This window comes from Serratia sp. YWN4 (assembly GCF_055790845.1).
The window spans coordinates 5,223,373-5,245,447 of record NZ_CM147696.1 but is presented as its reverse complement, the minus strand read 5'-3'; the positions used below and the strand labels follow the sequence as shown (position 1 = coordinate 5,245,447).

Annotated in this window: 20 protein-coding genes; 11 read left to right on the top strand and 9 right to left on the bottom strand. The window is 55.8% G+C overall.

The window, feature by feature from the left end; all coding sequences use genetic code 11:
• Positions 1-15: 15 nt before the first annotated feature.
• From ACX9GT_RS24150 to glpT, 3 genes are all read right to left on the bottom strand, one after another.
• Positions 16-255, bottom strand: coding sequence for a hypothetical protein (locus ACX9GT_RS24150; RefSeq protein ID WP_473189057.1), 240 nt, complete (start codon positions 253-255; stop codon positions 16-18).
• A 534-nt stretch (positions 256-789) separates the two neighbouring features.
• Positions 790-1,881: a glycerophosphodiester phosphodiesterase gene (glpQ, locus tag ACX9GT_RS24145; RefSeq protein WP_473189056.1), complete on the bottom strand. Its 1,092-nt coding sequence runs from the start codon at positions 1,879-1,881 to the stop codon at positions 790-792.
• Positions 1,882-1,970: 89 nt separating this feature from the next.
• Complete coding sequence (gene glpT / locus ACX9GT_RS24140; RefSeq protein WP_473189055.1) at positions 1,971-3,323, bottom strand: glycerol-3-phosphate transporter; 1,353 nt, start codon at positions 3,321-3,323, stop codon at positions 1,971-1,973.
• Positions 3,324-3,688: 365 nt separating this feature from the next.
• Here glpT and glpA point away from each other — a divergent pair, with 365 nt between their 5' ends.
• From glpA to glpC, 3 genes are read left to right on the top strand one after another with little or no spacing between them, the layout of a single operon-like run.
• The gene (glpA, locus tag ACX9GT_RS24135) at positions 3,689-5,338 is read left to right on the top strand and encodes an anaerobic glycerol-3-phosphate dehydrogenase subunit A (RefSeq protein WP_473189054.1); all 1,650 of its coding nucleotides are present in this window, start codon (positions 3,689-3,691) and stop codon (positions 5,336-5,338) included.
• Positions 5,328-6,599 (top strand): glycerol-3-phosphate dehydrogenase subunit GlpB, encoded by a 1,272-nt coding sequence (gene glpB / locus ACX9GT_RS24130; protein ID WP_473191682.1) that lies wholly within the window; start codon positions 5,328-5,330, stop codon positions 6,597-6,599. The genes glpA and glpB overlap by 11 nt, the downstream gene beginning before the upstream one ends.
• Positions 6,596-7,795, top strand: coding sequence for an anaerobic glycerol-3-phosphate dehydrogenase subunit GlpC (glpC, locus tag ACX9GT_RS24125; RefSeq protein ID WP_473189053.1), 1,200 nt, complete (start codon positions 6,596-6,598; stop codon positions 7,793-7,795). Before glpB ends, glpC begins: the two co-directional genes overlap by 4 nt.
• A gap of 39 nt (positions 7,796-7,834) precedes the next feature.
• Here glpC and ACX9GT_RS24120 read toward each other — a convergent pair whose 3' ends face one another.
• Both ACX9GT_RS24120 and ACX9GT_RS24115 read right to left on the bottom strand, forming a co-directional pair.
• Positions 7,835-8,392 carry a DcrB family lipoprotein gene (locus ACX9GT_RS24120; RefSeq protein WP_473189052.1) on the bottom strand — a complete coding sequence of 186 codons (558 nt, stop codon included), beginning with the start codon at positions 8,390-8,392 and terminating at the stop codon, positions 7,835-7,837.
• A gap of 136 nt (positions 8,393-8,528) precedes the next feature.
• Positions 8,529-9,194, bottom strand: a complete 666-nt coding sequence (locus ACX9GT_RS24115; RefSeq protein ID WP_473189051.1) for a 7-cyano-7-deazaguanine/7-aminomethyl-7-deazaguanine transporter — start codon at positions 9,192-9,194, stop codon at positions 8,529-8,531.
• Positions 9,195-9,414: 220 nt separating this feature from the next.
• Between ACX9GT_RS24115 and tusA the strand changes: the two genes are divergently transcribed.
• Positions 9,415-9,666, top strand: a complete 252-nt coding sequence (tusA, locus tag ACX9GT_RS24110) for a sulfurtransferase TusA (protein WP_473189050.1) — start codon at positions 9,415-9,417, stop codon at positions 9,664-9,666.
• 33 nt (positions 9,667-9,699) lie between these two features.
• Here tusA and ACX9GT_RS24105 read toward each other — a convergent pair whose 3' ends face one another.
• From ACX9GT_RS24105 to rsmD, 4 genes are all read right to left on the bottom strand, one after another.
• Positions 9,700-12,015, bottom strand: a complete 2,316-nt coding sequence (locus tag ACX9GT_RS24105; protein ID WP_473189049.1) for a zinc/cadmium/mercury/lead-transporting ATPase — start codon at positions 12,013-12,015, stop codon at positions 9,700-9,702.
• Between the two features lie 148 nt (positions 12,016-12,163).
• A complete protein-coding gene (locus tag ACX9GT_RS24100; protein ID WP_473189048.1) occupies positions 12,164-12,790 on the bottom strand; it encodes a lysoplasmalogenase in 627 nt (208 codons plus the stop codon).
• Between the two features lie 101 nt (positions 12,791-12,891).
• Positions 12,892-13,164, bottom strand: a complete 273-nt coding sequence (locus ACX9GT_RS24095) for a DUF1145 family protein (RefSeq protein WP_473189047.1) — start codon at positions 13,162-13,164, stop codon at positions 12,892-12,894.
• The gene (gene rsmD / locus ACX9GT_RS24090; RefSeq protein ID WP_459400875.1) at positions 13,154-13,777 is read right to left on the bottom strand and encodes a 16S rRNA (guanine(966)-N(2))-methyltransferase; all 624 of its coding nucleotides are present in this window, start codon (positions 13,775-13,777) and stop codon (positions 13,154-13,156) included. The genes ACX9GT_RS24095 and rsmD overlap by 11 nt, the downstream gene beginning before the upstream one ends.
• Before the next feature lie 182 nt (positions 13,778-13,959).
• Between rsmD and ftsY the strand changes: the two genes are divergently transcribed.
• The 7 genes from ftsY to ACX9GT_RS24055 all read left to right on the top strand — a co-directional run bounded on the left by ftsY (position 13,960) and on the right by ACX9GT_RS24055 (position 22,073).
• Positions 13,960-15,312 (top strand): signal recognition particle-docking protein FtsY, encoded by a 1,353-nt coding sequence (gene ftsY, locus ACX9GT_RS24085; protein ID WP_473189046.1) that lies wholly within the window; start codon positions 13,960-13,962, stop codon positions 15,310-15,312.
• 5 nt (positions 15,313-15,317) lie between these two features.
• Positions 15,318-15,989 (top strand): cell division ATP-binding protein FtsE, encoded by a 672-nt coding sequence (ftsE, locus tag ACX9GT_RS24080; protein WP_473189045.1) that lies wholly within the window; start codon positions 15,318-15,320, stop codon positions 15,987-15,989.
• Positions 15,979-16,932 (top strand): permease-like cell division protein FtsX, encoded by a 954-nt coding sequence (gene ftsX, locus ACX9GT_RS24075; RefSeq protein WP_459400878.1) that lies wholly within the window; start codon positions 15,979-15,981, stop codon positions 16,930-16,932. Before ftsE ends, ftsX begins: the two co-directional genes overlap by 11 nt.
• A 314-nt stretch (positions 16,933-17,246) precedes the next feature.
• Positions 17,247-18,104 (top strand): RNA polymerase sigma factor RpoH, encoded by an 858-nt coding sequence (rpoH, locus tag ACX9GT_RS24070; protein WP_459400879.1) that lies wholly within the window; start codon positions 17,247-17,249, stop codon positions 18,102-18,104.
• A gap of 467 nt (positions 18,105-18,571) precedes the next feature.
• Positions 18,572-20,644 (top strand): type VI secretion system Vgr family protein, encoded by a 2,073-nt coding sequence (locus ACX9GT_RS24065; protein WP_473189044.1) that lies wholly within the window; start codon positions 18,572-18,574, stop codon positions 20,642-20,644.
• Complete coding sequence (locus tag ACX9GT_RS24060) at positions 20,641-21,231, top strand: DUF4123 domain-containing protein (RefSeq protein ID WP_473189043.1); 591 nt, start codon at positions 20,641-20,643, stop codon at positions 21,229-21,231. The genes ACX9GT_RS24065 and ACX9GT_RS24060 overlap by 4 nt, the downstream gene beginning before the upstream one ends.
• Positions 21,228-22,073, top strand: coding sequence for a hypothetical protein (locus ACX9GT_RS24055; protein ID WP_473189042.1), 846 nt, complete (start codon positions 21,228-21,230; stop codon positions 22,071-22,073). Before ACX9GT_RS24060 ends, ACX9GT_RS24055 begins: the two co-directional genes overlap by 4 nt.
• Positions 22,074-22,075 lie beyond the last annotated feature (2 nt).

Genomic DNA, 22,075 nt, shown 5'->3' with positions numbered 1-22,075 from the left:
CCGGGGTTCTTACTTCTAAGCCTTAAAAACTTCCACTTCTCGCCGCTGTAACCGGAGCACACCGTGCGCAATGATGAGTTCCAGTTGTTCCGCATCGGTAATGCCGGACTCGGTGAGCCAGTCGCCGCCGATAATCAGTTCGCCGTTATCCCGCACCCAATCCGCACCCAGGTCGGGACGGTCTTGGCTGGGTATATTCGCCCCTTCGGGGCAGCTGCAAGCAGCGTTCAACTTTGCCTGTGGCAAAGTTGTCACACAGCGCTTCCCATGCGGCTTCGTCGGTGACGACAGTGATCCAGAGCCGGTGATGCTGGAGCGTCAGTTGTAACGGGGTGCCAGCGGTAAATCCGAGCCTAGCCAACGTAGCGCCTTCAATCATCAGTTCCGGGATTGGTTGAGGGGTAAAGGTGATGTTCATGCGTTCCCCTCATTGGCGGGCGCGGTGCGGATAATCAACTGGCCGTGTTCAGTGGCACTGGGTAAATACTAATGCTTCCAGCCAGCGGCCCTTGATGGTCAGTTGCGAAAGCGGGTTGGGCCTGTCAAACCGGGCTAGACCTAAAATTGGGTGTCAGCCTGACGCCACAGCAGGTCGCAGCATTGGACAAGAGCATCGTTTAGTGGGAACCGGTGACGGCCAACGGTCAGACGGAACTGGCACCTAAGCTGTATCCGTCGAGCAAGGATACGGTGAGTCAGTCACAGCGTAGCGCCGTGCCAGTGGTAATGTACTAACGCCCCAAAATAGCAGTGCTCCGCAATAACTGGCGGAGCACTGTTCAGGGGCGGTTATTTGTGTAACTTGTGCTGTTGCAGGAACTGTACGCCTTTGTCTGGGAAGTCGGTGAACAGGCCGTCAACGCCTGCATCAATGTAGAAAATCTTCAGCATATCGTTGAAATCCTTGGCATAAGACGGAACCTGACCAGGATCGGCACGGAAGGTGTACGGGTGGATCTGCAAGCCCTGCTGCTTGGCCTCTTTCGCCAGGGTGGTCAGCTCAATGTGGCCAGGGGTTGAGGTGCTTTTCACAATCATTGGATACCATGGGCCAATGCCATCGGCATATTTGGCCAGCTTGGCGGCGGCACCAGGTTCATACATCCAATCGTAGTTGTACGGCGTCAGGCTACCATCCGGGTGGATCACCATCGTTTCGCTCACCTTCTGATCGCCGGTATTGGTGATCAACTGTACCAGTTTGATGTCCATGTTCATCGCCGGTAACAGCTCTTTCTTCACCCGCTCTAAATCCGGCGCATCAAAGCTTTGCAGGTAAGCCTTGTCGTCTTTTTTGGTGTAACCGTAGGATTTCAGCACTTCCAGCACGGCTTTGGAGATATCCTTGCCTTCAATTTTGTGGAACCAAGGCGCCTTGGTTTCCACGTAGATGCCAATATCCTTGCCGGTTGAGTGATTCATCCCCTGAATCATCTCAATCTCATCTTGCAGCGTATGGATGCGGAAATCAGATTTCCACATCGGGAAACGGTTAGGGAATTTCTGCTGCTGCACGCCGTCTTTAACCAAAAACTCTTCGGTGAACTTCAGCGACTGGATCTCGGCCAGGGTGAAGTCGATGGCGTAATAGCGGCCATCTTTACGTTTACGATCGGGGAACTTCTGCGCCACGTCGGTCACGCGGTCAAGGAAGTGATCGTGCAGGACGATCAGTTTATCGTCCTTGGTCATGACCACGTCCTGCTCCAGATAGTCCGCGCCTTGGGCGTAGGCCATCGCCTTGGCAGGCAGCGTGTGCTCCGGCAGGTAACCGCTGGCACCACGGTGGGCGATGACCAGTTTATCCGCAGCCTGCGCAACGCTGAGCATGGAAGTGGCGAGAATGATCCCTGCCAGCAGGGCTTTGGTTTGAGTTCTCATTCGCATTCTATAATCTCCATTTTATAGGCAGAGGTAAGTAAAAAGGCCGCAGAAAGCGACCTTTAAATCGTGCAAAAAGATTGTGACAATTAACCGCGTTTGGCTGCGATATCAGCGTGATGTTTCTTCTCGCTGATCATGGTCAGCAACAGCAGGATGACTGCGCCGATGCTGCCGCCGATCATCACCATAAAGCCGCCGTCCCAGCCGAAATAGTCAACGGTGTAACCGACGATGGCGCTGGCGGCAACCGAGCCACCCAGGTAGCCGAACAGGCCGGTGAAGCCCGCAGCGGTACCCGCGGCTTTTTTCGGTGCCAGTTCCAGCGCATGCAGGCCGATCAGCATGACCGGGCCGTAAATCAGGAAGCCGATGGTGATCATACAGGCCATATCGATGCCCGGATTACCCACCGGGTTCAGCCAGTAAACGATGGTAGCGATGGTGACCAGCACCATGAAGAACACCCCGGTGGCACCACGGTTGCCTTTGAATACCTTATCCGACATCCAACCGCACAGCAGCGTGCCTGGAATACCGGCGTATTCGTACAGGAAGTAGGCCCAGGATGATTTATCCAGCGCGAAATGTTTGACTTCTTTCAGGTAGGTCGGCGACCAGTCGAGGATGCCGTAACGCAACAGGTAGACAAAAACGTTGGCGATGGCGATATACCACAACAGCTTGTTCGGCAGGACGTACTGCATGAAGATCTGCTTGGCAGTCAGTTCTTCTTCTGCTTTATCGCTGTAATCATCCGGGTAGTCGTTTTTGTATTCTTCAATCGGTGGCAGGCCAACAGACTGCGGGGTATCACGCATCAGGGCGAAGGCGATCATCGCCACCAGGATCGCACCGAAGGCAGGCATATACAGCGCCGCTTTCCAGTCGTTGAACCACGCCATCCCCAGCAGGAACAGCAGCGGCGGCAGACCGCCACCCACGTTATGAGCGCAGTTCCACACCGAAACGATACTGCCGCGCTCTTTCTGCGACCACCAGTGCACCATAGTGCGGCCACACGGTGGCCAACCCATGCCCTGGAACCAGCCACACAGGAACAGCAGCACAAACATCACCGCAATGCTGGAGGTGGCCCAAGGCACAAAGCCCATAAACAGCATCACTGCGGCCGACAGGATCAGGCCTGCGGGCAGGAATACGCGTGGGTTAGAACGGTCGGAAACCGACCCCATGATGAACTTGGAGAAGCCATAAGCGATGGAAATCCCTGACAGCGCAAAGCCCAGGTCCCCACGGCTGAAACCTTGCTCGATCAGATACGGCATCGCCAGGGTGAAGTTTTTACGCACCAGATAGTAGGCGGCGTAACCGAAGAAAATCCCCATAAAAATTTGCCAGCGCAGCTTACGGTAGAGCGGATCTACCTTATCGACCGGCACACGGGAAATGTGTGCTGCTGGCTTAAAAATACTCAACATGAGCGCCTCCGATGGCTTTATCAGTTATTACATCAGCAGGAAACGGATGTCCTGAAGATGATCGAGCGGATACCAGAATTAAGTGTTGTCAAATTGTTCCATAACGAGCGTCATCCTAGTCAAAACCCTGGGGTTCCATTGTGATGAATGGCGCAATTGTTACACTTTTATGAAACATCGGCGGATTCTGCGCGATTGGTTAACATTTTGAAATGAGTAAACAGCAAAAACTTGTGATTTTGATCACATTTGTGGTTTTTTAAGGTCATTTTACTTTCGTTTTTTGTTCGTTATTGTTCCTTATCAAACAAAGTCCTTAATAAATGTGTACCAATAGGATGATAACCATAGGCTCAGGGGGCGTGATGAGCAACAACTCACCAGTGACCGAAACGGATGTGATCATTATTGGCGGCGGGGCGACCGGCGCAGGGATTGCCCGTGACTGCGCGCGGCGCGGGCTGCGCTGCGTTTTGCTGGAGCGGCATGACATCGCCACCGGGGCGACCGGCCGTAACCATGGGCTGCTGCACAGCGGAGCGCGCTATGCGGTGACCGACGGTGAATCGGCCCGCGAGTGCATTGAAGAAAACCGCATACTGAAACGCATTGCCCACCATTGCATCGAACCTAGCGATGGCCTGTTTATTACCCTGCCGCAGGATTCGCTGGCGTATCAACAGCAGTTTATTGCCGCCTGCCTGAATGCCGGGATTAATGCCGAAGCGATCGAACCCCAGCAGGCGCTGCGTCTGGAGCCTGCTGCTAACCCGACGTTGATCGGTGCCGTGCGGGTGCCGGATGGCACTGTCGATCCTTTCCGGCTGACCGCCGCCAATATGCTGGATGCGCGTGAGCATGGTGCGCAGGTTCTCACCTATCATCAGGTCATCGGTTTACTGCGCACGAGCGATCGTGTCACCGGCGTGCGCGTTTTCGACCATAAAAATGCGCGTCAATACGACATTCATGCGCAGGTGGTGGTGAATGCCGCCGGCATTTGGGGCCAACAGATAGCAGAATATGCCGATCTGCGGGTGCGCATGTTCCCGGCCAAAGGGGCGCTGTTAATCCTCGGCCATCGCATTAATAACATGGTGATTAATCGCTGCCGCAAACCGGCAGACGCCGACATTCTGGTGCCGGGAGATACTATCTCGTTGATCGGCACCACCTCTACCCGCATTGATTACGACCAGATCGACAACATGGTAGTTACCCCGCAGGAAGTGGACGTGCTGATCCGCGAGGGTTCGCTACTCTCACCAATACTGGCGCAAACCCGCATTCTGCGTGCCTATGCTGGCGTACGGCCACTGGTGGCGCGCGATGACGATCCTTCCGGGCGTAACGTCAGCCGTGGCATTGTGCTGCTCGATCACGCGGAACGTGACGGGCTGGAAGGTTTTATCACCATTACCGGCGGCAAGCTGATGACCTACCGGCTGATGGCGGAATGGGCGACCGACAAAGTGTGCGCCAAACTGGGTATCAACAGCCCTTGCACCACGGCGGAAGTGGCGTTGCCGGGTTCCCGCCAGTCGGCGGAAGAAACGGTGCGCAGCGTGGTATCGCTGCCAGCGAGCATCCGGGGTTCGGCGGTTTATCGCCACGGCGATCGCGCAAGCCAGATTCCGTCGGGCGATCGGCTGGATAACAGCCTGGTGTGCGAATGCGAGGCCGTGACCGCCGGTGAAGTCCGCTATGCGGTGAACTCCCTGACCGTTAATAACCTGGTCGACCTGCGCCGCCGCACCCGCGTTGGCATGGGCACCTGCCAAGGGGAACTGTGCGCCTGCCGTGCTGCCGGGTTACTGACGCACTTTAACGTCGCTACGCCGCAGCAATCCATTGCGCAACTCTCTCACTTCCTCAATGAACGCTGGAAAGGTGTGCGGCCTATCGCCTGGGGCGATGCGTTGCGGGCCAGCGAATTCACCAGTTGGGTTTATCAGGGGCTGTGCGGGCTTGATGCGCGCGGTGACCAGCAGCAGGAGGCCGATGATGCAATTTGATGTGGTAGTGATTGGCGGCGGGCTGGCCGGGCTGAGCTGCGCCATCCGTTTGGCCGAGCAGGGCAAGCGTTGCGCGGTGGTCAGCTCTGGCCAGAGCGCGCTCTATTTTTCTTCCGGATCGCTCGATCTGCTGGCGCAATTGCCCGATGGCACGGCGGTGGAATCACCGTTGGCGGCTTTACCAGCGCTGGCGCAGCAGGCTCCGCAACACCCTTATAGCTTGATGGGTGCCACCCGCGTCGCTGCGCTGGCCGCAGAAGCGGCGCAGTTGCTGGCGCGCTGCGGCGTGCAAATGCAGGGCAGCAGCGAGCGCAATCATCTGCGCATCACGCCGCTCGGTACGCGCCGCGCCACCTGGCTCAGCCCGCAGGCGATCCCGATCACCGTACTTGGCGGCATTTTGCCATGGCGCAAGATCGCGGTGCTTGGCATCGAAGGCTTCCTGGATTTTCAACCGCAGATGGCGGCCAGCTCGCTGGCCGAGGAACAGGGGGTGAGAGCCGAGGTCGCTTCGCTGCATTTACCGCTGCTGGATCGGCTGCGCAATAACCCTAGCGAGTTCCGCGCGGTGAATATCGCCCGCGTGCTGGATGTGCCAGAGAATTTGGCCGTGCTGACGGAAGAGATCAAACGCCAGGCGGGTGAGGCAGAAACCATCTTCCTGCCCGCTTGCCTGGGGCTGGAAAACGATCGGCCACTGGCGGCGCTGCGCGAGGCGCTCGGTAAACCGGTGTTCCTGTTGCCGACGCTGCCCCCTTCGGTGCTCGGCATGCGGCTACACCAGGCATTGCGCCAGCGTTTGCAGCAACTGGGTGGCGTATTTATGCCGGGGGATACCGTGCTGCGGGCGGATTTTGACGGGCAACGTATTCGCGGCCTGTATACCCGCAATCACACCGATATCCCGCTGCGCGCACAGCAGGTGGTGCTGGCCAGCGGCAGCTTCTTCAGCAATGGGCTGGTGGCGGAGTTTGACGGCATCCGTGAACCGGTGTTCGGCCTCGATGTTTACAGCCAACCCCAGCGTGAAGAGTGGAGCCGCAGCGATTTGTTCGCGCCGCAACCCTACTTGCAATTTGGCGTGCAGACCGATGCCAGTTTACGTGCGCTCAAGCAAGGGCAGGCGATCGCGAATCTGTACGCTATCGGGGCCGTCACCGCGGGCTACGATCCGTTGCAGCAGGGCTGCGGAGCCGGGGTATCGCTGATAGGTGCGCTGTATGTGGCACAACAGATTGCTATGCAGGAGGTATCGGCATGAGCCTGTTAAAAGACAACAGCTTTGAGAGCTGCATTAAATGCACGGTGTGTACCACCTATTGCCCGGTGGCCAAGGTCAACCCGCTCTATCCGGGGCCGAAGCAGGCCGGGCCGGATGGCGAGCGCCTGCGGCTGAAAGATCCGGCGCTGTATGATGAGGCGCTGAAATACTGCACCAACTGCAAACGCTGCGAAGTGGCGTGCCCATCCGAGGTGAAAATCGGTGATATTATTCAGCGCGCCCGTGCCAATTTCAGCCAGAAAAAGCCGACGCTGCGCGATGCCATTCTCAGCCACACCGATATTATGGGCTCGTTGTCGACGCCGTTTGCGCCGATCGTCAATGCCACCACCGGGCTGAAACCGGTGCGTATGCTGCTGGATAAAGCGCTGAAGATCGATCACCGGCGTGAACTGCCAAAATACTCTTTCGGCACCTTCCGCCGCTGGTATCGCCAACAGGCGCAGCAGCAACAGCGTTATAGCGAACAGGTGGCGTTTTTCCACGGTTGCTTTGTCAATTACAACCATCCGCAGCTCGGTAAAGATCTGATCAAGGTGTTCAACGCCATGGATATCGGCGTGCAACTGCTGAAACGTGAGAAATGCTGCGGTGTGCCGCTGATTGCCAATGGTTTTATCGAACAGGCTAAAAAACAGGCCAAGGTGAACGCCGAATCCTTGCATGATGCGGTGCTGGAGCGCGGTATTCCGGTAGTCGCCACCTCTTCGAGTTGCACCTTTACCCTGCGCGATGAATATCCGCATCTGTTGGGGGTCGATACCTCGGCGGTGCGCGAACGGGTGGAACTGGCAACGCGCTATCTCTATCGCCTGCTCAGTCAGGGGCGCAGGTTGCCGCTCAAGCACACGCCGCTGCGCGTGGCTTACCATACGCCGTGCCATATGGAAAAAATGGGCTGGACCGCCTACACGCTGGAGCTGATGCGGCAGATCCCAGGTTTAGAACTGGTGGTGCTGGAATCGCAATGCTGTGGGATCGCCGGGACTTACGGCTTCAAGTCGGAGAACTATGAAACCTCGCAGGGCATTGGTGCTTCGTTGTTCCGTCAGATCGAAGAGAGCGGCGTGGATAGGGTGATTACCGACTGCGAAACCTGCAAATGGCAGATCGAAATGTCGACCAGTAAGCGCTGCGAACATCCGATCACCCTGCTGGCGCAGGCGCTGGGGTAAGAATTAAAGGGGCCGGTACAAGCACCGGCCCTGGCAAGATTAAGGCTGTAACTTCAACGAACTGATAATGCCTTCGGCTTCGCTTTGTGCCTGCTGCTGGTTATCCGCTGGCAGCGTGACCTGAATAGTCAGCAACTGGTTACCCAGCTCACCGAACAGGATCGACGAGTAAGCCTTTTGGCCGCTGCTGGTAATGATGCTGTCCAGTTGGCGCAATGACACCCCGTTGATATCGATGACTTTATTGGTGATAACCTGGAGGTTGGCATCGCGTGAGCGCTGCTGCTGTTCCATGTTCTGGGCCAGAGTTTCCAGACTGTCTGCTGGTTTATCACCCAGGATGATGATCAATGCACGCTGGCCGGTGCTGTCGGCGAAGACGTGGCGGTTATTAGATTGCTGGCTCAGCTTGCTGCTCTGATCCGCCATGCCGTTTGGCAGGGTAAAGGTCAGTTTGCCATCCAGTAAGCTCACCGCTTGGTTGGCTGTTGTACTCGCGCTGCCGTTGACCGGCTCTTTATTGTCTTTGGCACCGTCACAGGCCGCAAGGCCAAGCACTAACAGGCTGATACCCATCAATTTTGCTACTTTACGCATGGGGCTTCCTTATTCCTTCACAGGTAGGGGGGTTGTCGCGTATGGCACCGTATTCCAGGCTGAAATGCAAGGCGGATGTTGTCACAAGGCTTGTTTGCGCAGTAGCGGGGCAGCCGAGCCACCCCTGATCAGCGGATTAATTCGGCTGTAACTGGCCGTCTTGCTGGCGCGATGCCAGGCGTTTGAGCAGCATGTTTAGCAGCACGCCGTACATCGGCAGGAAGAACAGCATGCAGATCAGCACTTTGAAGCCGTAATCGACCAGCGCAATCTCCACCCAGTTGGCGGCCATAAAGGGATCGCTGCTTCTATAGAAAGCGATAAAGAAGAACGCCAGCGTATCGCTGATATTGCCGAGGAACATCGCCGCTGCCGGAGCGAGCCACCAAGTGCGGCGTTGGCGCAGGCGGTTGAAGACATACACATCCAGGATCTGGCCCAGCACGTAGGCCATAAAGCTGGCGACGGCGATGCGTGCCACAAACAGGTTAAAGTGGGTCAGTGCGCCCAAACCCTGCCATTCCCCCTGAAAAGTGATGGTGGAGATCACATAGGAGATAAACAGCGCGGGGATCATCACGGCAAGGATAATTCTGCGCGCCAGCGGGGCACCGAAGATCCTGACCGTCAGATCGGTTGCCAGGAAGATGAACGGGAAAGTAAACGCCCCCCAGGTGGTATGGAAACCGAAAATACCGATCGGCAACTGCACCAGATAGTTACTGGAGGTAATGATGGCAATATGGAATAACGATAGCCAAACCAACGCGGTAACGCGCTGTTGAGCGGTAAACGAATACATGATGTGGCCTTTTTAAGTTGGGGTGAGGGAACCCATATTTAACGGTAGAGATTTTACCTGCGCGGCGCATATTACGCGTTTGCGCAACCAATGCAACTTAAGTTGTGGTTAAATTTCACGCAAACGATAACCTGTGTTGCACAGAAAAACCACTGGCGTAAACTATATGCCAGTGAGATCCGGCGAGCCTTCGCCGATCGTTTTTGATCGAGAACAATGCATGACTGATATCTTTACCCAGGCAGACCAGACGCTCGACGCGTTAGGCTTGCGCTGCCCGGAACCGGTAATGATGGTGCGTAAAACCGTGCGCCATATGGACAACGGTAAAACGTTGCTGATTATTGCCGACGATCCGGCCACCACCCGCGATATTCCGGGTTTTTGCCGTTTTATGGAGCACACGCTGGTGGCGCAGGAAACCGAAACGGCCCCTTATCGCTATCTGCTGCGCAAAGGACGGGTGGAGTAACGCCAGGCCCGCGTGGAGCCTGGCGGATTGCCGCTATGGGCGTTTCTTCAATAGACGCAGTGCGTTGGCAGTCACCAGCGCGGTAGCGCCGGAATCCGCCAGCACCGCCAGCCACAAGCCGGTCACCCCTAGCAGGGTGGTGACCAGGAAAATCCCTTTCAGCCCAAGCGCGATGGCAATGTTCTGGCGAATATTGGCGTGTGTGGCGCGTGCGATACGAATCATCTCGGCTACTCCAACCAGACGGTTGTGCGTCAATGCGGCGTCAGCCGTTTCCAGTGCCACGTCGGTGCCGCTGCCCATGGCGATGCCGATACTGGCGGCTTTCATCGCTGGGGCATCGTTGATGCCATCGCCAATCATTGCCGTCTGCTGCTGTTGATTCAGCTCGGTGATGGCTTGCACCTTGTCTTCCGGCATCAGCCCTGCGCGGTAATCAATTCCCAACTCGTCAGCAATGGCTGCCGCCGCGCGCGGGTTATCACCGGTCAGCATCACGCCGCGGATGCCTAATTCTGCCAACTCGGCAATCGCCTGTTTGGCGTCGTTGCGTAAGGTATCACGCAGTGCCAGCAGGCCGACGGGAACACCCTCTTCCAGCACCACTACGGCGGTTTTCCCTGCCGTTTCCAGCGTTTCAACCTGGCTGCGCCATGCGTGGCTAAGCTGGCTTTCTGCCAGTTTGCCCGGCGCGCTGATCAAAATGGTTTTACCGTTAACAATGCCTTCCACGCCAACTCCTGCCAGCGCCCGGCGGTTTTCTGCCAGCGGCAGTGCCTCGCCGTTTTCCCCGGCGCGGTTGATGATGGCCTGCGCCAATGGATGGTGGGAACCCACCTCAACCGCAGCCGCCAGAGCCAGCAACTGCTGCTCGCTGATGCCGTTGGCTGGCAACACGTCGGTGACGGTCGGTTTGCCTTCGGTCAGCGTGCCGGTTTTATCGAACGCAATGGTTTGTACTCGGCCCAACTGTTCCAGCGCCGCGCCGCCTTTAATTAGCGCACCACGGCGGGTGGCGGCGGCCAAGCCGGAGGTGATCGCCGCCGGAGTCGAGATCACCAGCGCACAAGGGCAACCGATCAGCAGCAGGGTCAGGCCACGATAGATCCACATCTGCCAAGGTTCGGCGAACATCAACGGTGGCACCAGGATCACGGCAACCGCCAGCAGCATGATCGCCGGGGTGTAATAGCGGCTAAAGCGATCGAGGAAGCGTTCGATCGGTGCGCGGCGCTCTTCGGCCTCTTCAATCAGTTGCAGAATACGGTCGATGGCATTTTTACCTGGCTCAGAAGTCACTTTCATCTGCGCCGCCTGATCAACCGACAGGCTGCCTGCCGCCACTTTCTCACCCTGTTTGCGTTCAACCGGCACGGACTCACCGGTTAATGCACTTTCGTCAAAGCTGGCGAAGGGGTTGATTAACTCAGCATCGGCAGGCAGACGGCCACCCGGCGCGATTTCAATCACATCGCCGGGGCGCAGGCTGGCGACCGGCACCTTTTTGCGCGAATTACCCTGGATCAGCAGTGCATCCTCCGGCACTAACGCCATCAGGGCTTTCACGCCTTTGCGGGCGCGGTTGGCGGCATAGGATTCCAGCAGTTCCCCCACCATAAACAGCAGCAGCACCATGGCGGCTTCGGCCGTGGCACCGATGAACAGTGCGCCAATGGCGGCGACGCTCATCAGAGTTTCAATAGCGAACGGGGTGCCTGAGCGGATCAGGCGCAGGGCTTTACGGCCGATAGGTGCCAAGCCGACCAGCGTGGTAATGATAAAGGCAATCTGGCCGAATTGCGGGTTGATGAGATCCAAGATCCAACTGCTTGCCATCAATACCGAGAGGAATACCAGCGGGCCGAATTCACCCAGGCGGGAGGTTTTTGGCTCATCGGTTTTAACTGCGGTATCCAGCAGGATAAAACCAGCCTGTTTTACCGCATCCTGCACGCGCAGGCTGATATCGCTCTGGGCATCCACCACCAGCTTTTCCGTAGCAAACAGTACGCGTGCGCTTGCGACACCGGGAATGGCAGTGACGGCATTTTCAATTTTTTTGGCACAGCTTGGGCAATCCATGCCAGTGACTTTCCAACTGAAACGTTGGCTGCCGGAAGGGGGAGCGGCAGCCAGCCTGTCGCTTTCCTCATCCGGATCGTCGTGGCCGCTGCTGCAACAGCTGGCACTGTGCTCATGGGCCGGTTCGTGGGCATGGGCGTGATTTTCCGCCCCGGTGGTTTTTTCACTGCTGCAACCGTGCTGGGTTTGCGCGTGGCTATGGTTGCAGCCGCAGCCGCTCTCTTTATGGCTATGTTCCTGATGATGATGTTCTTTATGAGTATGCATAACGCCCCCTTCAGGCAATTAACGGTGTTCTCAGAATTGACTCTACACCTTGGAGCTGACTCCAGAGTCAAGCCCTATATGAGAATTATTGCTAACTGAAGTGGGGAAAAGGCAAAACGGGTTCGGCGAACCGAACCCATGGTCTCTGTTACAGATAGAGCGAGCGGACGATCAGGAAATGGCCGACGAAGTAGCAGAAAGCCACAATCGCGTCTGCGGCACGGAACGTGAAGCGGTAGCGGTTCAGCAGCCACACCACGTTGGCCAGCAGCAGTAGGGATGTGCCTGCCAGCAGCGAGAAGCCCAAATCGGTACTGCGCAGGAAATACTGCTCACCGGCTAGCCATACCATCAGCAGCGTCATTGCCACCAGCGTGGCGATCGGCCAGCGCATCTCTTCCAACCGGCTCCAAATGGTTGCCAGTAGCGCCGCCCCGATGATCAACAACGCGACTGGCAATGGCCAGAACAGGCTGAACGTCATCTGGCTGGCAAAGCTCAGGGTATAAAGCAAGTGCGAAAGGAAGAACGCGCCGATGGCATACAGCACGCGTTCGCGTGGCAGTAGTAGCAGGGCATCACCGACCAGCGTGGCCAACAGGCCCAGGACGATCAGATAACCGGCCGCACCCAGCACCGGCGCCTGCCAGGCCATCAGCAGCATCAGCAGCAGCGTGACCGGTTTAAACACCCAGCGTTGCCAACGGGGGCCGCGGTAGGAGGCATCGACGAACAGCCAACCGGAAAAAAATACGGCAAGGAACGGCCAACTCATTTTGTCTTCCTTATTTATGATGGGAGCGGTGTCACCCGATCCAGGTTGTCACTTCAGTTTAGGCAGCGTGCGTAAGTTAGACAACGCTTTCTTCGTGAGGCTTATTTCTTCTTGATCGGCGGCTGTTTTTTCTGCCAGGCCAGCATTTCAAAGACGCCAAAAATAAAAATTTTGGCTTGCTGCCCGCGGCTGATGGGCTGATCTTTCGGCTGGGTGGATTTCAGTAATACCAGTTGCAGCCCATGCATCACCACCATAAAGAACAGCGCCACGTCGATGAAGTATTTCAGCGGCTTGGGGTACGGCGAGAACAGGTTAGTGAGCAAAAAGCCCCACACGCACAGCATCAGCAAGCGGCCCAGATTAATCAGCATGTTCGGTTTTCTCATCAATAGAGCGGATATAAAGACGGTAGGCCACCTGACCCGCGATTTTCTCGCGGTGCAGCGTCCAGGTTGCTGGGACGTCAGCGGCGGCGCTTTCGGCTTCAGCCTCGACATAAATCCACGCCTCATCCGCCAGCCATCCCCGTTGTTCTAACAGTATAACGGTTTCGGCCAGTAACCCCTTGCGGAATGGCGGATCGAGAAATACCACGTCAAAGGGTTGTCCGTTGCCCGCCAGCCAATGAAGCGTATTGGTATGGATGACCTGCCCCTCGCCCTTTAGCAACGCCAGGTTTTTCTCCAACTGCTGGGCTACCGGCCGTTCATATTCCAGCAGCGTGGCGCTGGCGGCGTAGCGTGATAGCGCTTCCAGCCCCAGCGCACCGCTACCGGCGAAACAGTCCAGGCAGCGAGCGCCGCGGATCACCGGAGCCAGCCAGTTGAACAGCGTTTCACGCACGCGATCGGTGGTGGGCCGCAGCCCTTCACTGTGAGGAACCGGGAGTTTACGCCCGCGCCACTGGCCGCCGATAATGCGGATCTGGCCAGCAGAAGCCGATGGCGCTTTTTTAGCCGGGCTGCGTGAAGATATTTTTGCCATAGAGAGTTTCGGAGTTAACAAAAAGTTGCCGCCATTCTACCGGTGTGGCGCGCCGGGGGAAACGTAAAACGCTGTTGCTTTGGAAAGCATGCCCGATGCGTGTTGCTGTGCGAGGGAAAGTGATAGACTCGGCGGATTAATTTTTGCATTGGCAAGCTATTGGTACGGAGTAGGGTTAATAGATGGCAAAAGATAAGAAACGTGGGTTTTTCTCCTGGCTGGGCTTCGGCCAACAGGAAGAAAAGCAGCAACAACCTGAGCCAGCCGCAGAGCAAGAGGAGCATCAGGTTGCAGAAACTCCGGTTGCCCCCAAACTGGACGACCAGCTTCCCGCTCAGGAATCCGAGCCAGCCGATCTCAACGATACCCCAGGGGAGTGGGATGCTGGCCAGAATGGTGAACCGATTGCCGAAAATATCCCGGCGCTGATCGAACACAGTGCTGCGGTGGAAGAGCCCGCCCCAGCCCAAGAGATCGAACCCCTTATTGAACCGGTGGCAGAGGTGGTTGAACCTGAGCCAGAGCCGGTTGCAATTATGGCAGAGATCGAAGCCCCGGCAGAAATCCCCGAATTACTGGCCCCAGCGGTGACGCAGGAGCAGGAACGCCCGAGCAAAGAGGGCTTTTTTGCCCGCCTGAAGCGCAGCCTGCTGAAAACCAAACAGAATCTGGGTTCTGGTTTTATCGGCCTGTTCCGTGGCAAAAAGATCGACGACGAACTGTTCGAAGAGTTGGAAGAACAACTGCTGATTGCCGACGTCGGCGTGGAAACTACGCGTAAAATCATCGAATCTCTCACCCAGCATGCCAGCCGCAAGCAGTTGAATGACGCCGAGGCGCTGTACGGCAAGCTGAAAGAAGAGATGTCAGAAATTCTGGCGAAGGTGGATCAACCGTTGGACGTTGGCGGTAAAACGCCGTTTGTCATCCTGATGGTTGGCGTTAACGGCGTGGGTAAAACCACCACCATCGGCAAAATGGCGCGTCAGTTCCAGGCTGAAGGCAAGTCGGTGATGCTGGCAGCAGGCGATACCTTCCGTGCTGCCGCGGTTGAGCAGTTGCAGGTCTGGGGTGAGCGCAACCGCATTGCGGTGGTGGCCCAGCATACCGGTGCCGATTCCGCCTCGGTGATCTTCGACGCCGTACAGGCTGCTAAAGCGCGCAATATCGACGTGCTGATCGCCGATACCGCTGGCCGCTTGCAGAACAAAGCGCACCTGATGGAAGAGCTGAAGAAGATCGTGCGCGTCATGAAAAAACTGGACGAGCAGGCCCCTCATGAGGTTATGCTGACCCTGGATGCCAGCACCGGGCAGAACGCGGTCAATCAGGCGAAATTATTTAATGAAGCCGTAGGTTTAACCGGTATTACGCTGACTAAACTGGATGGTACCGCCAAAGGCGGGGTGATTTTCTCCATCGCCGATCAGTTCGGTATCCCGATCCGTTATATCGGCGTTGGTGAAGGCATTGAAGATTTGCGGCCGTTTAAGGCTGACGATTTTATTGAGGCACTTTTTGCCCGAGAGGATTAATACGGATGATTCGCTTTGAACAGGTCAGTAAAGCTTATCTGGGCGGACGGCAGGCGCTGCAAGGGGTAGATTTCCATCTGCGCCCGGCGGAGATGGCGTTTCTGACCGGCCATTCCGGCGCGGGGAAAAGTACCCTGCTGAAACTGATTTGTGGTATCGAACGGCCGAGCGCGGGGCATATCTGGTTCGGCGGGCATGATATCAGCCGCTTGAAAAGCCGCGAAGTGCCCTTCCTGCGCCGCCAGATCGGCATGATTTTTCAGGATCATCATTTGCTGCTGGATCGCACGGTGTACGACAACGTGGCGATGCCGCTGGTGATCGCCGGGGCCAGTAGCGAAGACATTCGCCGCCGCGTGTCGGCTGCGCTGGATAAGGTTGGGCTGCTGGATAAAGCGAAGAACTTCCCGATCCAGCTTTCTGGCGGCGAGCAGCAGCGCGTCGGCATTGCCCGCGCGGTGGTGAACAAACCCGCCGTTCTGCTGGCGGATGAACCGACCGGTAACCTGGATGATGCGCTGTCGGAAGGCATTTTGCGCCTGTTTGAAGAATTTAACCGCGTTGGGGTCACGGTGCTGATGGCTACCCACGACACCGGGCTGATTGCGCGCCGCAACTACCGCATCTTGACGCTGAGCCAAGGCCGCATGGCAGGAGGAGTGCATCATGGCGAATAACGCAAAAACGGCCAAGAGCAAGGCACTGCGCGGCGGCTGGCGTGAACAGTGGCGCTACGCCTGGATGAACGCTATCGCGGATATGCTGCGCCAACCTTTGGCAACGCTGCTGACGGTGATGGTGATCGCTATCTCCCTGACGTTACCCAGCGTCTGTTACATCGTATGGAAAAACGTCAGCACGGCAGCCACCCAATGGTATCCAACGCCACAGTTGACGGTCTATCTGGATAAATCCCTCGACGATGACGCGGCGGTGAAAGTGCTGGACGCCATCAAGGCGGAAGCGGGCGTGGAGAAGGTGAATTACCTGTCGCGTGAAGAAGCGCGCGGTGAGTTCCGCAACTGGTCCGGTTTTGGCGGTGCGCTGGATATGCTGGAAGAGAACCCGCTGCCCGCGGTCGCTATTATTACACCGAAGATGAGTTTCCAGAGCTCCGATACGCTCAATACCCTGCGCGATCGCGTCGCAGCGGTGCACGGTGTGGACGACGTGCGGATGGACGACAGCTGGTTTGCCCGCTTGGCGGCGCTGACCGGTTTGGTGGGTCAGGTAGCGGCGATGATCGGCGTGCTGATGATCGTGGCAGTGTTCCTGGTGATTGGTAACAGCGTGCGCCTGAGCATCTTCAGCCGCCGTGATACCATCAACGTGATGAAGCTGATTGGCGCGACCGATGGCTTTATCCTGCGCCCGTTCCTGAACGGCGGTGCGATGCTCGGCTTCTTTGGTGCCCTGTTCTCGCTGATCCTGTCTGGGGCGCTGGTGTGGAAGCTGGAATCGGTGGTCACCAGCGTGGCAAAAGTGTTCGGCACTACCTTTACTCTGCACGGCTTGGGCTGGGACGAAGCCCTGTTGTTACTGCTGATTGCCGCCATGATTGGCTGGGTTGCCGCCTGGTTGGCCACAGTGCAACATTTACGCCGATTTACACCACAATAAATGATTTTTTGATATACTCTTCTCCTGCTGCGTCCCACCGTGTTGCGGGAGAAGAGCACTCAAACAGCAAGTTATCCAGCCTCTTTTCAATAACGCACAAATTTCCTATTATTCTGAGCTTTCGTCACGTATTGTCATCAGCGTTGCGAGCGAAAAATATGGAACTTATAGGGTAGAGCACGGTCGAAAATGGCAGCAAATGTTAAGGTGCCCGGCGTGTGGAACCGCTTTTGCAACAGCAATAGCCATAAGATCAATAACTCCCCCGCCGTAAAATCATCTGCATGATCTGTTTTATCAAGAGAGGGTTTTGAATGACCAAAGAAATGCAAACTTTAGCCTTAGTCCCACAGGGCAGCTTGGAAGCCTATCTGCGGGCAGCCAACACCTATCCGATGCTGACGGCAGAGGAAGAGCGGGAATTGGCTGAACGGCTGCATTATCAGGGCGATCTGGAAGCAGCTAAGTTGCTCATCCTGTCCCACCTGCGCTTTGTTGCTCATATTGCCCGTAACTATTCAGGATATGGGTTGCCGCAGGCAGACCTGATCCAGGAAGGGAATATCGGCCTGATGAAGGCGGTGCGCCGCTTCAATCCAGAGGTGGGTGTGCGTCTGGTGTCCTTTGCCGTGCACTGGATCAAGGCAGAAATTCACGAATACGTGCTGCGTAACTGGCGCATTGTCAAAGTGGCCACCACCAAGGCCCAGCGCAAGTTGTTCTTTAACCTGCGCAAAAACAAACAGCGTTTGGGCTGGTTTAACCAGGATGAAGTCGAGCTGGTGGCGCGTGAACTGGGTGTAACCAGTAAAGACGTGCGCGAGATGGAATCCCGCATGGCCGCACAGGATATGACCTTTGACCCAACGCCGGAAGACGAAGGGCGCGATGGTCAGGCAATGGCGCCGGTGCTGTATTTGCAGGATAAAAGCTCAGACTTTGCCGAAGGCATTGAGGAAGATAACTGGGAAAGCAGTGCTGCAGACAAACTGGCCTTCGCGCTGGAAGGTCTGGACGAGCGCAGCCAGCATATCATCCGCGCCCGTTGGCTGGACGATGACAACAAGTCCACGTTGCAGGAGCTGGCCGATCAGTACGGTGTTTCCGCCGAACGTGTGCGCCAGCTTGAAAAGAACGCCATGAAGAAGCTGAAGATGGCGATCGAAGCGTAATTCTGCTCAGCGCATTGCAAAAGCCCGGTCTGTGTTAACAGCCGGGCTTTTCTGTTTCTATACCCATGCAACTTGACGTATGACAAGTATCAACGTGGAATAACTGTCATCAGGAGTACACTACCGACAGCAGCAGTACCACTAGGCTCTATAAGTCGCAGAAAATAGGCTTTCTTTTATAAAAACATATCGATTTATTTATATTACAAAGAGATGAAATTCCCCCATGGCGCTATATTAAAATAAAAAACCATGAGTTAATTTCCTACAGTATAAAAAATCAACTTTGCAAACATTATACTATTTACACCTGCATATATCAGTGGTGGAATATCGAGGCATATTGATCTCCTGTTTCATTCCCCTTACTCTACGAGCGTCTTTGAATATCCCCTGAGATTTGAATGGAATACCACGCTGTCGCGCGGCTGGGAATCGGCTGCGCGTTCAATTAAGGAAAGACGTGTATGTTGAGTGGGAATAAAGAGGCAACAGGTCTGCGGTTTACGCTGAGTGTGGGTGGTCTTCCCCCTGAAACCTTCGTGGTGGCAGGATTTACTCTGCATGAGCAATTCTCGTCGCACTTTGTGCTTGACCTTGAGGTCGCCAGTGCCAACCCCAGCGTCGAGTTTGGTGCCGTGTTGGACAATACCGCCACGCTGACCCTTTGGCAGGGTATGGAGGTGCAGCGGTTCGTCAACGGTATCGTGACGGAAGTGGAACAGGGTGATACTGGTTTGCATCAGACCCGTTATCGTCTCACCGTACAGCCTGCGCTCTGGCGAACCGGACTGGTCAGAAACTCCCGTATTTTTCAGCAAGAGAACGTTCAACAAATTCTCGAAACCTTGTTGAAAGAGCACCAGATCAGTGACTACGCCTTCGCGTTTCGCCATACCCATGCGGTTCGTGAGTTCTGTGTCCAGTATCAGGAGAGTGATGCAAGTTTCATCGACAGGATGGCCGCCGAAGAAGGATTATACTATTTCTTTGAACACGCCGATGGCAAACACACGCTGGTGTTTGCCGATGATTGCGCCGCACTGAATGATGGGCCTACGCTGCCCTACTACCCCAGCAAGCAACCCTACTCTGACGAACTGTGCATTACCACGTTTCGCCGCAAGGAAAGCCTGCGCCCTTCCGATGTCCTGTTGAAGGATTACACATTCAAGAGCCCCCGTTGGCCTGCGGAATCCAGTGAGCATGCCCGTGATCTGGAACACCAGAGTGCGCAATACCGTCATTATGACTATCCGGGGCGCTATAAAGGAACCGGGCCTGCGGGGGAGGATTTTGCCGAGTGGCGTCTCCAGGCACTGCGTCATGATGCACATCAGGGCCAAGGGGCCACCAACAGCCCGGCGCTTCAACCCGGTGTGTGCTTTACCTTGAATAACCACCCGCTGGCGACCCATAACCGACGCTGGCAAATCACCGGTATCACGCATCAGGGACGACAGCCGCAAGCGCTGGAAACCGAGTCGGGTGAACAGGGCACCACCCTCAACGGTCAGTTTACCTTTATTCCCCATAACCAGACCTGGCGGCCCCTTTCACTGCCCAAACCGCGCATTGATGGCGCACAGATAGCGATTGTCACAGGTCCCCCCTCGGAGGAAATTTTTTGCGATGAGTTCGGGCGCGTCAGAGTGCGTTTTCTGTGGGATTTATCCGGTAAAACAGACGACAGCAGTTCCTGCTGGGTACGGGTCGCTCAACCTTGGGCGGGGACAAGCTGGGGGATGTCGGCGATTCCCCGCATTGGCCACGAGGTGATTGTGGAGTTTCTGAACGGCGACCCCGATCAACCGATCATCATTGGGCGTACCTACCATGCCAACAATCTGCCCCCCGGAGATTTACCCGCCACTAAGACCCAGATGACGATCCGTTCAAAAACCCATAAGGGTGACGGGTTTAACGAACTGCGTTTTGAGGATGAAAAAGATAAGGAAGAAATTTTCATCCATGCGCAGCGTAACAAACGCATTATCGTTTTAAATGATAAAGACGAGCAGGTTGAGCATGATGAAAATCGTGCCATCGGCAATGATCAGCAGTTCAGTGTCGGGCGTGACAGACGGAAGAACATCGCTCAGGATGAAATACTGAAGATCGGTCGCGATCGTAAAGAACATATTGAACAGGACGTGTTTGTGACCATTGGTCGCAATGAAGATCGCAAGGTATTAAGTCAGTTACGCGAGGAAATCACCGCCAGCCATTTTGTTACCATTGGTGAAAATGAAACCATCACCATTGAAGGTATTCAGTCCATCGAAGCCAAAACGCAACTGAAAACACTGACCAGGAATTACCTGTTGCAGGGCACGGATAAAATACTGATCCGGGGCCCAAGCGGCAGTATCACGTTTGATGCCGCAGGGATCACCATCAACGCACCGCAAATCAATCTGCGCGGTAACGTCAGTGTCTCAGGCCCGGCAGGTGAGCAGGTGGAAGCGATTAAAGCCGCCATTCAGCAGGGTTCGCCTTTTGTTGAAGAGTGTCCGCTGAAGAAAAAAGGGCAACAATGATGAGGGTGCAACAACACTGGCAGTCACTGGACTTACCCACCCCGTTGAATCTGTTCGTATTGGCAGAAGCCACGCCGGATAACGGCCTGTTACCACAGATGGAGTTTCATCAGGTGCCTCATCGCGCCCTCTGGCGATTGGAGGACCAGCCTGAATTGGCGCAGTACGCCCCTTATCTGATTGATATGAGTGAGAGCCCGGCTTTTGAGCATTGGTTTTCGCAACAGGTTGAAAATCTGGCCTTTACCACCCTGAACAGCAGATTGACGTTTGATCCCTTGTGGCAACATCTGCGCCATTTCACCCGATTTGCGGATGTGCGTGAAGACCGTTACTACTTTTTGCGTATCGGCAATGCGGCCATGCTTTACCTCTATCTCTCATCGGTTACCGACCAGCCACAAAACGTCAGCAGGCTGTTTGCCGAAGGCCGGGTTAATGGCTTGCTGTTTCAGCACAAGGCGACAGACCTGTTGATGTACTGCCACCCCGCGTTTAAACACGACACCTACGGTAAAGGTCAGGAAGACGGCTACCTGCTGTGGCATGACCTGATGGAAGACCGGGTATCCAAGGGGGGAGTATGACGCTATTTGGCACAGTCGATTTGGTGTCGGTCGCCAGAGCCCAACAGAAAGAGGCGGGCAGGCAACTGACTTATTATCTGCAACGGCACTACAGCACAACGCTTCACCGTCTGCCTTCTGACGCCGGCGCACTGAAAGATTTTATCCCGCAAGCCCTGCAACAGGCCAATCAGCAGGGGTACGGTGCCGATGAATTATTCACGTTCTTTATTGTCAGCAGCGTTCTGCTGGGCTCCGACTGGCTGCAAGACCCCGTATTTACGCCGCTGATGACCTTGCTGATGGACAGCGGTACAGCCAGCGATCTCACTTCACGCCTGCACCATTGCCAACATCAGCGACAGCGGCTGGAGGTCGCCTTGCCTGCATTGCATGACAGTGCCATCACCCTGTTAGAGTCGCCTCTGGCACGTCTGCCTCTAGAGGCACTCTGGACATACTGGCAGGCAATGACCCGATTACGGGGAGTGTCTGCGAATCAATCATTGCCTCAGTTGTTTCGCTGCTATGAAGACGATTTTCGTCAGTGGGCCGGTTTGCCCGACCAAAAGAGAGGGGTAAAAGGTCTGGCATCTTCCCCATCCAAACGCCTGTCACACAGTGGGATGCCACAGGATGAGATCCTGGAATTCAGTCATGACCTGAGCCATGAACTGCGTCATCAATTATTACTTCACTTGCATCTGGTGTTGAGCTTTGGGCGTTTTTACCGCACTAACCGGTTGTATCAATCCTTGCACCAGGCGCTCGACACCCAGGAGCCGGGGCGAACGAGAGCGTTGATCCAGTTTTTGCGCCTGCACCAGCAACGTTTGAAGGAACATACCGAGGAAAGGGAATAAAC